The sequence below is a fragment of the Streptomyces sp. NBC_01515 genome (genome assembly GCF_045040345.1).
GTDB lineage: Bacteria > Actinomycetota > Actinomycetes > Streptomycetales > Streptomycetaceae > Streptomyces.
In genome coordinates this window covers 1,766,483-1,778,864 of sequence record NZ_CP109416.1, presented here as the reverse complement: position 1 = coordinate 1,778,864, position 12,382 = coordinate 1,766,483, and the positions used below count along the sequence as shown (strand labels likewise).

The window sequence follows — 12,382 nt, the reverse complement described above, 5'->3', positions numbered from 1 at the left end:
TCAGCTCTCGTCGCCGACGACGGCGTCAGGACGCGCGTAGGTGCGGCCCTTCCAGGCCGCACCGCGTCCCCTGTAGTGCTGCACCGCGGAATCGACGGTCATCAGGAGGTACAGAAACGCGGTGAACGGCAGCAGGGGAGCGAGCCACAGCGGCTGCCCGTAGTAGCGGAGCATCGGGACGTACGTCCCCGTCATCACCAGCCACGCGAGACCCCCGAGGACCGCGGTCGCCGTACTCCCGACGGCCAGACCGGTGAACAGGGCCACCGGGGGCACGAGATACACCAGCGCCAGCCCGAGGACGGTGCCCAGGAGGAGCAGCGGGTTGTGCCGCAGTTGCGCGTACGCGCTGCGCGAGACCATCCGCCACAGGTCGTGCAGCCGCGGATACGGGCGCACGCTGTCCACCCGCTCGGCGAGCCCCAGCCAGATGTGGCCCCCGCCGCCCTTGACGGCCCGCGCGAGCGCCACGTCGTCGATCACCGCCTGCCGGATCGCGTCCGGGATCCGCGCCCGCTCGGCGGCGTCGGCGCGCAGCAGGACACAACCGCCCGCAGCGGCCGCCGTCCGCGCCGACCGCTTGCCGATCCGGCGGAACGGATACAGCTGCGCGAAGAAGTAGACGAACGCCGGCACCACGAGCCGCTCCCACAGGCTCTCCACGCGCAGCCGGGCCATCAGCGACACGGCGTCGAAGCCGCCGCTGCGGGCCGCCGCCACCAACTCCCGCAGGCTGTCCGGGGCGTGCGCGATGTCCGCGTCCGTCAGCAGCAGGTACTCGGGGCCACGCGCGCGTGCCAGACCGATGCCGTGCCGTACGGCCCACAGCTTGCCCGTCCAACCGGCAGGCGGTTCGCCGGGGGAGTCCACGGTCAGCGGCAGCCCGCCGTGCCGTGAGGACAGCTCGCGGGCCAGTTCCCCGGTGCCGTCCGAACTGCCGTCGTCGACAAGGAAGACCTCCGCCCGTCCGGGATAGTCCTGGGCGAGGAGCGACGGCAGACTCTCGGGCAGTACGGCGGCCTCGTCGCGGGCCGGGACCACCACGCACACCGACGGCCAGTCGTCGGGGTCGGTACGGGTCGGGAGCCTGATGTCGGTGCGCCAGAAGAAGCCCTGACAGAACAGCAGCCACAGCCAGGCGGCGAAGGATCCTGCGGCGATCCACACGATGGCGCTCACGGGCGCAGTCTGCCCCACGGCAGCGGATCCACAGAGGCCATCGTCTATCGTGGCCGGGTGAAGATCGCGCTGATGGACTCCGGAATCGGCCTTCTGGCGGCCACCGCGGCGGTACGCCGGGTGCGCCCCGACGCGGATCTCGTGCTCTCCCTGGACCCCGAGGGCATGCCCTACGGACCGCGGACACCGGAAGACGTCGCCCAGCGCGCGCTGGCCGTCGCCGAGGCCGCCGCAGCGCACCGGCCCGACGCCCTGATCATCGGCTGCAACACCGCGACCGTCCACGCCCTGACGGTCCTGCGCGACCACCTGGAGCCCGGCATCCCGGTCATCGGCACTGTCCCGGCGATCAAGCCGGCCGCCGCCGGTGGCACGCCCTTCGCGATCTGGGCGACGCCCGCCACCACCGGCAGCCCTTACCAGCGCGGCCTCATCAAGGACTTCGCCGACGGTGTACCGGTGACCGAGATCCCGTGCTGGGGACTGGCCGAGGCCGTGGAGCACGGGGACGAGGCGGCCATCGACGCCGCCGTCGCCGCTGCCGCCGAGCTGACCCCCGACGATGTAACGACCGTCGTCCTGGGCTGCACCCATTACGAGTTGGTCGCCGAACGCATCCGCGCCGCCGTGCAGCGCACCGACCGCCCGCCGCTCGTCCTGCACGGCTCCGCCGACGCGGTGGCCGCCCAGGCACTGCGCCGGATCGGTGAAAAGCCTGCCCCCGAGGCGCTGCCCGACGGCACCGTGACGGTGCTCCTGAACGGCCGTGAGGGTGCGCTGCCCGCCGCCGCGTCGGTCTACGCCGAGGGCCGACTTCTGCGGGCCGTCACGCCCGCCCACTGAGCACCGGCGACGGACCGGACCCTGTGTGTCCACCGTGGCGCCGCACAAAACGGTCACCCTCCGCAACGGCGTACCCGCGCAGCGAAACCTGAGTAGTCTCGTAGGCATGAGGGACCATCCCCGCGACGAAACCTTCCCGCAGACCGAGATCTGGACCGGACGCGCGACGAACCGGTTCCAGTGGCTGCTGGCGCTCGCCGGTGCCGCCTGCATGGCGCTCGGCATCGAGCTGGCCGTGGACTCCACCTGGACGTCCGGCATCGCCCCGCTCGTCATGTCCGTCGTCGGGTGCATCGCGGCCGGACTGCTCATGCTGTTCGGCACGCTCGCCTTCGTGCACGTCGGCCTGAAGGTGGACACGGAGTCCCTCGAAGTGCGCTGCGGCCACATCGGTCTGCCGCGCCGCCGCATCCCCCTCGCGAGCGTCGCGGGCGCCGAGTTCGCCCCGCACGTCACCCCGCGCCAGTGGGGCGGCTGGGGCTACCGCTGGCGGCCCGAGAAGGGCACCGCCGTCGTCGTACGGCGTGGTGAGGGCATCGTCCTGCGGCTGTGGGACGGGCACACGTTCACGATCACCGTGGACAACGCGGAGGCGGCCGTACGGATCATCACGGACCGGCTGGCACCGCCCAAGTCCGGCGCGGTGCTCTGACGCGTTCCTCGTCCGTCACGGGGCCAACTGGTCGCCACGCGCGTGTGCGTCCGGCGCGGTGCGTGAGGTGTCCTCGGCGAGCGGGTGGGCCGTGGCCAGCCCGGCCAGGAAACCGGCGCCGACCGACACCGAGGTGAAGCTCAGCGCGTTGCCGACCGAGGCGACGATCGCGAGCCCCGTCAGCGCGGCACCCGCGGTGAGCGCGATCGGCGTGGAGCGCGTGGTGCGCCACAGCGCGTGGAGCACCCAGCCGTAGGTCGCCGCCAGCAGGAGCACGCCGACGATTCCCTGCTCGGCCGCCAGCTGAAGCGGCGCGGAGTGCGGTTTGCCGTCCGGGAGCAGGGCCTCGGCCGCCGCGCCGCTCAGCTCTCCGAAGCGTTCGGGGCCCACCCCGATTGCGGAATCCTGGTGGGCCATGTGCAGGGCGTCCTGCCACAGCTGGACCCGGTGCGGGGTCAACTGGCCCTCCAGGGAAGCGGTCAGTCCGTCCGGGAGCACGTTTCCGGCGACGGCCCAGGTCACGCCGGTCACCAGCGCCGTGGCCAGAGCCAGGCCCGCGATGCCCAGACCTCGGCGCCGCATTCGGCCGGCGGCGAGCGAGCACAGCAGCACCGCCGTGCACAGGACGAATCCCGAGAGCGAGCCCAGGACGGCCGCGCTGACGGTGATCCCGGCCGCCAGCAGCCACAGCGCGAGCCGCAGGGCCGGTGCCGAGGCGGCCCAGGCGGAGCAGCACGCGGAACCCACGGCCAGGGTCAGCAGGGCCGCGGTCGCACCGGCGTGACCGAGCGGAACGGCGAACTGGGGGCCCGGGGTGAGACGCGGTTCGGCCAGCGCCATGCCGAGCCCGGCCAGCGCCCCCACACAGGGCGCGGCGACCGGTACGAGCGCTCCGGAGATCCGCCCCGACGCGTAACCGGCGGCGACCGCCAGGACCGCCAGCAGCACGCCCTCGGGACGGCCGTCGTGCATGGCGGCGGTGATCAGCGACCACGCGGCACACGAACCGAGCACCGCGATGCCCGCCGCATCCGAAACGTTTCGTCTTTCACTGTCGGCGTCCGGACCGGTCGCCGACGCCGTCCCCGTGGAACCCACCCCGCGCCCCCTGAACCGGGCCGCCCCCGACCCGTGACCGGCCCCGGCCGTCCTGGCCTGGACCGACCGCACGACAGGGGCTCCGGCACACCGTAACGGCTGATGACCGATTTGTGGACGAGTTGCGCAGGAACGATGCTGCTGCGGCCCTGCTCAGTGCCCCGGGCTGCCATCCGGACCGTGCTGTGAACGCCGAGGCCGACCGCCGTACACTCCCGGAGTGACCGTCACCGCAACTTCCGTGGACGAGTCGGACCAGCTGAAGCCGCAGGCCGCGCCCAGATCGCGACTCGCCCGCCTCGTCCGTCTGGTCCCGGCCGCCGTAGCCGCGCTCTCCGGAGTGCTGCTCTACGTCAGTTTCCCGCCGCGCACCCTGTGGTGGCTGGCGCTGCCCGCGTTCGCCTGTTTCGGGTGGGTGCTGCGGGGCCGCAGCTGGAAGGCGGGCCTCGGACTGGGCTACCTCTTCGGCCTCGGGTTCCTGCTGCCGCTGCTGGTGTGGACCGGCGTGGAGGTCGGCCCCGGACCCTGGATCGCCCTGGTCGTGGTCGAGGCGATCTTCGTCGCGCTGGTCGGCGCGGCCATCACCGCGGTCGCGAAGCTGCCCGCCTGGCCGCTGTGGGCGGCGGCACTGTGGATCGCCGGTGAGGCGGCACGCGCGCGTGTCCCCTTCCACGGCTTCCCCTGGGGCAAGATCGCGTTCGGACAGGCGGACGGCGTCTTCCTGCCGCTCGCCGCGGTGGGCGGCACCCCGGTCCTCGGCTTCGCGGTCGTCCTGTGCGGCTTCGGCCTCTACGAGATCGTCCGCCTGGCCCTGGAGAGCCGGAACACCCGTGTCGTACGGCGGTCCGCCGCGGCCGTGGCCCTGCTGAGCGTGGCCGTACCGGTGGTCGGCGCGGTGGCCGCGCGGTCCCTGGTGAGCGACAAGGCCGAGGACGGCACCACGACGGTCGCGGTCATCCAGGGCAACGTCCCGCGCGCGGGGCTGGAGTTCAACGCCCAGCGGCGGGCCGTGCTCGACTACCACGTCAAGGAGACCCTGCGGCTGGCCGCGAAGGTCAAGGCGGGCAAGGTCGCCAAGCCCGATGTCGTCCTGTGGCCGGAGAACTCCTCCGACGTCGACCCCTTCGCCGACGCCCAGGCGTACACCGACATCGACGCGGCGGCCAAGGCGATCGGCGCGCCCATCTCGGTCGGCGGTGTCGTCGAACGGGGCGGCAAGCTCTACAACGAGCAGATCCTCTGGGACCCGGTGAAGGGCCCGACCGACACCTACGACAAGCGGCAGATCCAGCCGTTCGGCGAGTACCTCCCGATGCGCTCGCTGCTCGGGGCGATCAACAAGAACTGGACCAGCATGGTCCGCCAGGACTTCAGCCGGGGCACCAAGCCGGGCGTCTTCACCATGAACGGCGCCAAGATCGGCCTGGTCACCTGCTACGAGGCCGCCTTCGACTGGGCCGTGCGCTCCGAGGTCACCGACGGCGCCCAGCTGATCTCCGTGCCCAGCAACAACGCGACCTTCGACCGCAGCGAGATGACCTACCAGCAGCTCGCCATGTCCCGGGTCCGCGCGGTCGAGCACAGCCGGACCGTCACCGTCCCGGTGACCAGCGGCGTCAGCGCGATCATCATGCCGGACGGGAAGATCACCCAGAAGACCGGCATGTTCGTGGCCGACTCCCTGGTCCAGAAGGTGCCGCTGCGCTCCTCGGAGACCCCGGCCACGAAGCTCGGCATCCTGCCCGAGATGGCCCTGGTGCTCATCGCCGCGGCCGGCCTCGGCTGGGCGGTCGCCGCCGGTGTGCGCGGGCGGCGCGCGGGCGACGTGTAGCCGTACGCCTGCTGTACGCCCGCCGCGCGCACGGCAGTTCGTGGAGTGGCCATGGATCGTCCCGTTAGGGTCGGAGCATGGCTACTCCTGATTTCATCCGTACGATCCGGGCCTCCGCGGGGCATCAACTGCTGTGGCTTCCCGGGGTCAGCGCCGTTGTCTTCGACGACGCGGGTCGCGTCCTGCTGGGCAAGCGGGCGGACAACCACGAGTGGGCGCTGCCCTCCGGCATTCCCGAGCCCGGTGAGCAGCCCGCGGTCTGCGCGGTGCGCGAGGTGTTCGAGGAGACGGCCGTCGAGTGCGTCGCGGAACGGGTCGTCATGGTGAAGGCCGGGGGACCGATCAGCTATCCCAACGGTGACGCGTGTCAGTTCATGGACATCACGCTGCGGTGCAGGGCCGTCGGTGGTGAGGCGGCCGTGAACGACGACGAGTCGCTGGAGGTCGGCTGGTTCGAGCTGGACGCGCTGCCCGAGCTCAGTGATCACCAGCTGTTCCGGATCAAGCAGACCCTGGCCGACGCACCCACATGGTTTGACACTACGAGTTCCGACTGAAGTCTGTGCTCGGCCCATATGTGGCGGGGTGGGGGCGCTGTCTGGGCTCGCCCCATGACCGTGCCCAACGCTCTCCCCGGGACCCACGCGAGCCTCCTCGACCTCACCGACCTGGACGCCGCCGAGCGCGCCGCCGTCGGTACGGATGTCCTGGTGAACAACGCGGGGCTGCAACTGGTGCGCCCCATCGAGGAGTTCCCGCCCGGCGTCTTCCACACGGTGCTCACCGTGATGCTGGAGGCGCCCTTCCGGCTCATCCGCGGCGCCCTGCCCCACATGTACGGGCAGGGCTGGGGGCGGATCGTCAATGTGTCCTCCGTCCATGGGCTGCGCGCCTCCGCCTTCAAGTCCGCGTATGTGGCCGCCAAGCACGGTCTGGAAGGACTCTCCAAGACCGCCGCGCTCGAAGGCGCACCCCATCGCGTCACCTCGAACTGTGTGAACCCCGCCTATGTGCGCACCTCCTTGGCCGAGCGACAGCTCACCGACCAGGCACAGGCGCACGGCATCCCCGAGGAACGGGTCCTGACCGAGGTGCTCCTGCGGGACAGCGCGGTCAAACGGCTCATCGAGCCGGAGGAGGTCGCCGAGGCCGTCGCCCATCTGTGCGGCCCGCACGCGTTCTTCGTCACCGGAACCTCGCTGGTGCTGGACGGCGGATGGACCGCGCACTGAAGCACCTCGTGCACAGGCGATTTTCGAGTTGTCCACAGGCCTGACCGGCCGGCCCGGCGATGGGGAATCCTGTGAGCATGTCCAGCGATCACGTGCAGTCCGCCGAGCGCTCCGCCACCGCCACCGGTGCCGCAGCGCGACCGAGCAGTGCCGAGGCACCGTTCCTCGAACTGCTGGCCCGGGGCGCCTCCGCCGACGCCTACGAGCAGCCCGTACTGCTCGCCCGCGCCGAGGGAAGAGCGGCCGAGCTGATCGCGGGGCTCGAACACGCCAAGACCCTCGCGCTGCGCGTGCGTTCGGAGCTGGAGGGACGCCGACGACGCGAGGCCGAGCTGTCCGCGCTCTTCGAGACGGCCCACGACCTCGCCGGACTGCGCGACCTGGACGCCGTACTGCGGGCGATCGTCCAGCGTGCCCGGTCGCTGCTCGGCACCGACATCGCCTACCTCAGCCTCAACGACCCGGCCAGGGGCGACACCTACCTGCGGGTGACCGAGGGATCGGTCGCGGCCCGCTTCCAGCAGCTGCGGCTGGGCATGGGGGAGGGACTCGGCGGACTCGTGGCCCAGACGGCACGGCCGTACGTCACCGACGACTACTTCAAGGACGACCGCTTGCAGCACACCCTGACCATCGACTCCGGGGTGCGGGACGAGGGCCTGGTGGCGATCCTCGGGGTGCCGTTGATGCTCGGGCACCGGGTCATCGGGGTGCTGTTCGCGGCGGACCGGCGGGCGCGGGTCTTCGAGCGGGAGCAGATCGCGCTGCTCGGCTCCTTCGCCGCGCTCGCCGCGGCCGCCATCGACCGGGACGCGTCCTGGAGATCCAACTCGCCCTGAGACTAAGGAGGTTGGCGGTTCCGGTGTGCCGGTGCCCCTCGTCGGCGCGGGGCGTACGAGGGCCGGTACCGCGCGTGGGGATCAGGCGGTGCGAGCGTCCGCGGCGTCCGTCGCACTCGCCGTGTCCTTCGCAGGCGGGGTCGTGGGCCGCCGCTCCGACGGTCGCGTGGGTCGGCAGCAGCCCGATCGCGAAGGTCGCCCCGCCCATCAGCAGCAGGCTCAGGATAGGAAGGGGCACGTCAGCGGCACATATGGTGGGACACCGTAGTTCTGGGGGACGAAGTGCGTGCGGCGACTATGAGTTGAGGGCGTTAGGGCAGGATCGAGTCGATGTATCCGCCGTCGACGCGCAGGGCTCCGCCCGTGGTGGCCGAGGCCTGGTCGGAGCTGAGGTAGACGACCATGTGGGCGATCTCCTCGGGCTCGATGAGCCGTTGCAGGAGGGACTGCGGCCGGTGCTTCCGCATGAACTCGCGCTGGGCCTCGTCCCAGGGCAGGTCGCGGTCGACGAGTTCGTAGACGAAGTCCTCGACGCCGCCGGTGTGGGTGGGGCCGGCGATGACCGAGTTGACCGTCACCCCCGTGCCCGCCGCCTGCTTCGCGAAGCCGCGGCCGACGGCGAGGAGCGCGGTCTTGGACATGCCGTAGTGGATCATCTCGGCCGGGATGACGACCGCCGAGTCGCTCGCGATGTACTGGATCCGGCCCCAGCCGCGCGCCGTCATGCCCGGCAGGTACATGCGGGTCAGCCGTACCGCGGCCAGCACGTTCACCTCGAAATAGCGGCGCCACTCCTCGTCGCTGATCTCCAGCGGGTCGGCGGAGCCGAAGATGCCCAGGTTGTTGACGAGGATGTCCACCTCGGGCAGCGACTCCAGGACGCGCTGGGCGCCCTCCGCGTTCGCGACGTCGGCGGCCACGGGGACGAAGTCCGCGCCGGGGACCTCCGCCGCGAGCCGCGCGACGCCCTCCGCGACCCGCTGCTCGTCCCGGCCGTTCACCCCGACCCGGGCGCCGGAGCGCGCGAGTCCCGCGGCGATCGCCGCGCCGATGCCCTGCGTCGAGCCCGTCACCAGGGCGGTGCGTCCGGTCAGATCGATCTGCATGTGGAACCAGTCCCCTTGTGTGTCCGTTTGCGTGTCTGCGCGTGATGGCACGTCTGCTGTCAGCCTGGCGGCAGGGTGATCGGGCCGCCACTTCGGTCGATGCGGGCGGGCGCGGTGCTGCTCGGGGCCGGGTACCGCCCGTCTTTTGAAGTCCGGACCTGAATCCGACCCCCTTGGTGAACCTCCCCGTACCCCCGCGCGTAGCCAATGCGGTGCCCGCGGCGATCCCGTGGGCGCGTACCCATCGTCGACGGACAGGAACGGATGGACTCAATGATGAGATCTAGGACCGCGACGCGACTCCCGCTCGACCACCCTGCCCGCTCGCTCACCAGCCGTGGGCGAGCGCTCGGCGTGGCGCTGGCACTCGGCGCGTTGCTGGCGTCGGGGGCCACAATGACCCTCGCCGCTCCGGCAGTTGCCGCGACGGGTGACGTCAAGTGCCCGTCCACGGACTGTGTACGGATCGCGCCGACGGCCGGTTCACCGGTCGCCATCGCCTCCGACAACGCGGGCGCGCTGTACCTGGCGTACTCGGGAGGCGATCTGCTCAAGCTCGACCTGGCCACCGGAGCGCTCGACACGGTCACCACGGGTCTTGGCAACCTCCGCGGGGTGGCCGTCGCCGACGGCAGCGCGTACATCACCGCCTTCGACGGCACGCTCCAGCAGGTCACCCTCGCCACGGGTGCTCGCCGTACCCTGGCCGCCGGCCTGCCCTCGCTCTTCGGCGTGGCCCGCTTCGGCACCACGACCTATGTCACCGACGGCAACGGAGAGATCGTCGCCGTCCCGGACGGCGGGACGTCGCGCGTGGTGGCCACGGGGCTCGGCTTCTCCTACGGCCTCGCGTTCGACAAGGCGGGACTCGCCTACACCGCGGACATGGGCCAAGGCCGCATTCTGCAGACGAACGTGGCCACGGGTGCGACGCGGGTGCTGGCCAGTGAGACCTACGAACCCACGTCGATCTCGGTCGGCGGCGACGGTCTGGTCTACTTCATGGTCGGCGACGAGGTGAAGCGGGTGAACGCCGCCACCGGGGTGCAGTCCCACGTCACCAACCTCGTCGGGATCAACGGCTTCAGCTTCTCGCTGGTGGCGTCCGGGGACGCGTACATGGCCGGTGGCGCCGGTGACGGGCTGTGGCGGATCTCCGGTCTGACGTCGCGATGAGGCGGTAGGCGGCAGTCATCAGGGAAGGGTGGGTGCCCGGCGGGTTCTCTGTCTGCCGGGCACCCTTCGCGTTCCCTCAGGTGACACGACCTGACACGACGTGACACGACCTGACACGTCGGCAGGTGAACCCTGTTCCCGACGGTTATCCGGCCGTGTGCCGCAGCCCCGCCAGGACCACATCCGTGATCCTTTCCGCCTCGGCGCGGGTGAAGGGACGCAGGCCCCGGCTGACGTACAGGTGGACCGGGCCGGTCAGCATCTCGGCGAGGAAGTAGCCGTCGACCGGCGGCAGTTCACCGCGTGCCACGGCGCGGTCCACGACCTGCTGGAGTCGGGCCAGACGCTGCTCGAAGATCCGATCGACGGGCAGGGCGACCTCGGGGTTCTCCCCCGCGTCCTGGATGGCGCGCTGCATGGCACGGCCGGTCGTCGTGGACAACAGGCCGGCCAGCGCCACCAGGTAGTCGACCAGGTCGTGGCGCAGGTCCCCGGTGTCCTCCAGCTCCACCGTGCCCGAGTACTGGAGCAGTGCCGCGGTCACGAGTTCCTCGCGGTCGGGCCAGTTGCGGTAGACGCTCGTCCTGTGCACGCCGGCCAGCTCGGCGACCTCCTCGTAGCGCAGGGCGGCGATGCCGTCCCGGGCGACGAGACGCAACGTGGCCTCCAGGATCCGGGCCCGGGTACGGGCCGTGCGGCCCCCCGGCCGCCGCGTGGTCACCGGCTCGGCCGCGTCGTCCGTGTCCGTGTCCTGCTCTCGGGTCGCCGTCACCCCCTCACCTTAAGGCCTAACGCAACAGATTGACGTGTTAGCTTTAATGCGACAGGTTGACGCTTTTAGCTGCGCGGCGAGCCGTGCGCGCAGTACCCCGCAATCGACCGAACAGGACAGGACTCCCCGTGAACATCCTCGTCTCCGGCGGCGGCATCGCCGGTCTGGCCACGGCACTGGAACTCGGCAACCGCGACCACCGGGTGACCCTCGTCGAACGCGCCGCACACCTGCGCGTCACCGGCGCTCCGATCGACGTCCGCGGCGACGCCATCGAGTGCGCCGACCGGATGGGGGTGCTGCCCGAACTCCGTGAGCAGCGCATCCGGATGGCGGAGCACGGCATGTTCGTCCATGCCGACGGTTCCGTGGCCGCCCGTCTGCCGGTCGAGGAGATGAGCGATTCCGGGGACGACATCGAGATCGCGCGCGAAGACCTCGTACGTACGCTCGCCGCCGCACTGCCGGCGTCGACGGACATCGTCTTCGGCGACTCCGTCGACGCACTCACCGGCGACGGCGACGGCGTCGACGCCCACTTCGTCTCCGGCCGCGCCGAACGCTTCGACCTCGTCGTGGGCGCCGACGGCCTGCACTCGGTCACCCGCAGGCTGACCTTCGGGCCCGAACGTGACTACCTGCGCCACCTGGGCCTCTACGTCGCCCTCACCGACCTGCCCGCCGAAGCCCGGGCCGACGACCGGACCAGCCCGCTGTACAACTACCCCGGCCACCTCGCGAGCGTCGCCCGCTACAGGAACAAGGCGTTCGGGGTGTTCCTCTTCCGCTCCGGGCTCCTCGACTACGACCACCGCGACCTCGATGCCCAGAAGACGATCCTCCTGGACGCCTTCGCGGGACACACCGAGTGGAAGGTCCCGGAGCTGCTCGACGCGGTCCGCGCCGATCCCGAGTTCTACTTCGACTCGGTCAGCCAGATCCACCTGCCCACCTGGCACCGCGGCCGTATCGTCCTGGTCGGCGACGCCGCGCACTGCGCGGCGCTGCTCTCCGGCCGCGGCACCTCACTGGCCATCAGCGGCGCGCACTTCCTCGCCGAGGAACTCGAAGACGCGGGCGGCGACCACACGGTGGCGTTCGCGCGGTACGAGCAACGCCAGCGCCCCTACGCCGAGTTCGCCCAGAACAGCGTCACGGACGGCGGCGAACTCATCGTGCCCTCCACGCAGGAAGCGATCGACGCGCGCAACGCGAGGCTCCAGGCCGTCGCCACCTGACGGCGACACCGGGCCACGACCGTCACAAGCCTCAGACGTGGATGTCGACGACCACCCACGAAGCGTGATGCATCCAGTGGGCGATCGCGGCCAGGTGCGCGGGGTGGTTGAAATAGCGCTGGAAGGCGGCGGTGTCGTCGAAGAGGCTGTTCAGCGCGAAGTCGTAGGAGGCGGGTGTCTCGTCGAAGACGTGCCAGCCGACCGCCCACTGGCGGATCTCGGGGATCTCCCGGTCGAGCCTCTTCACGAGTTCGAACCCCTCCGTGACTTCGGGGGATTCGCGCGTGAGGCCTTCGTCGAGCTTGAAGAGGACGATGTTCCGGATCATTTCAGCTCCTGGTCCCGCGCGGCGTTCGGTGGACGTTGACGGCTACGGGGCGTCCGACGACTTGGTTCACGACGAGGGACCGCGCGGG

The 12,382-nt window shown here is 71.1% G+C and carries 12 protein-coding genes and 1 pseudogene; 8 read left to right on the top strand and 5 right to left on the bottom strand.

Going from position 1 to position 12,382, the window contains the following annotated elements:
• Entirely contained in the window at positions 1-1,179 is a 1,179-nt protein-coding gene (locus tag OG407_RS07740) for a glycosyltransferase (protein WP_405856297.1), read from the bottom strand.
• Positions 1,180-1,236: 57 nt separating this feature from the next.
• Here OG407_RS07740 and OG407_RS07735 point away from each other — a divergent pair, with 57 nt between their 5' ends.
• Both OG407_RS07735 and OG407_RS07730 read left to right on the top strand, forming a co-directional pair.
• Entirely contained in the window at positions 1,237-2,022 is a 786-nt protein-coding gene (locus OG407_RS07735; protein WP_405856295.1) for a glutamate racemase, read from the top strand.
• Between the two features lie 106 nt (positions 2,023-2,128).
• Positions 2,129-2,674: a hypothetical protein gene (locus OG407_RS07730; protein ID WP_393038869.1), complete on the top strand. Its 546-nt coding sequence runs from the start codon at positions 2,129-2,131 to the stop codon at positions 2,672-2,674.
• Positions 2,675-2,689: 15 nt separating this feature from the next.
• On the opposite strand, the gene OG407_RS07725 is transcribed toward OG407_RS07730, so the two are convergent.
• Positions 2,690-3,772 carry an O-antigen ligase family protein gene (locus OG407_RS07725; RefSeq protein ID WP_405856293.1) on the bottom strand — a complete coding sequence of 361 codons (1,083 nt, stop codon included), beginning with the start codon at positions 3,770-3,772 and terminating at the stop codon, positions 2,690-2,692.
• A 220-nt stretch (positions 3,773-3,992) separates the two neighbouring features.
• Here OG407_RS07725 and lnt point away from each other — a divergent pair, with 220 nt between their 5' ends.
• From lnt to OG407_RS07705, 4 genes and pseudogenes are all read left to right on the top strand, one after another.
• Positions 3,993-5,603, top strand: coding sequence for an apolipoprotein N-acyltransferase (gene lnt / locus OG407_RS07720; RefSeq protein ID WP_405856291.1), 1,611 nt, complete (start codon positions 3,993-3,995; stop codon positions 5,601-5,603).
• A 77-nt stretch (positions 5,604-5,680) separates the two neighbouring features.
• Entirely contained in the window at positions 5,681-6,160 is a 480-nt protein-coding gene (locus tag OG407_RS07715; RefSeq protein ID WP_405856289.1) for an NUDIX hydrolase, read from the top strand.
• Between the two features lie 54 nt (positions 6,161-6,214).
• Positions 6,215-6,835 carry an SDR family oxidoreductase gene (locus tag OG407_RS07710; protein WP_405856287.1) on the top strand — a complete coding sequence of 207 codons (621 nt, stop codon included), beginning with the start codon at positions 6,215-6,217 and terminating at the stop codon, positions 6,833-6,835.
• 77 nt (positions 6,836-6,912) lie between these two features.
• Positions 6,913-7,641 (top strand): annotated as a pseudogene (locus OG407_RS07705) (GAF domain-containing protein); the annotation flags it as partial.
• 344 nt (positions 7,642-7,985) lie between these two features.
• Here the strand turns inward: OG407_RS07705 and OG407_RS07700 are convergent.
• Positions 7,986-8,780 carry an SDR family NAD(P)-dependent oxidoreductase gene (locus OG407_RS07700; RefSeq protein WP_405856285.1) on the bottom strand — a complete coding sequence of 265 codons (795 nt, stop codon included), beginning with the start codon at positions 8,778-8,780 and terminating at the stop codon, positions 7,986-7,988.
• A gap of 264 nt (positions 8,781-9,044) precedes the next feature.
• On the opposite strand from OG407_RS07700, the gene OG407_RS07695 reads away from it, so the two are divergent.
• Positions 9,045-9,956 (top strand): hypothetical protein, encoded by a 912-nt coding sequence (locus OG407_RS07695; protein ID WP_405856283.1) that lies wholly within the window; start codon positions 9,045-9,047, stop codon positions 9,954-9,956.
• 145 nt (positions 9,957-10,101) lie between these two features.
• On the opposite strand, the gene OG407_RS07690 is transcribed toward OG407_RS07695, so the two are convergent.
• Positions 10,102-10,728 (bottom strand): TetR/AcrR family transcriptional regulator, encoded by a 627-nt coding sequence (locus OG407_RS07690; RefSeq protein WP_405856281.1) that lies wholly within the window; start codon positions 10,726-10,728, stop codon positions 10,102-10,104.
• Positions 10,729-10,856: 128 nt separating this feature from the next.
• Here OG407_RS07690 and OG407_RS07685 point away from each other — a divergent pair, with 128 nt between their 5' ends.
• The gene (locus OG407_RS07685; RefSeq protein ID WP_405856279.1) at positions 10,857-11,966 is read left to right on the top strand and encodes an FAD-dependent monooxygenase; all 1,110 of its coding nucleotides are present in this window, start codon (positions 10,857-10,859) and stop codon (positions 11,964-11,966) included.
• A gap of 31 nt (positions 11,967-11,997) precedes the next feature.
• Here the strand turns inward: OG407_RS07685 and OG407_RS07680 are convergent, their stop codons facing one another.
• Complete coding sequence (locus OG407_RS07680; RefSeq protein ID WP_405856277.1) at positions 11,998-12,294, bottom strand: Dabb family protein; 297 nt, start codon at positions 12,292-12,294, stop codon at positions 11,998-12,000.
• Between the last annotated feature and the right edge of the window lie 88 nt (positions 12,295-12,382).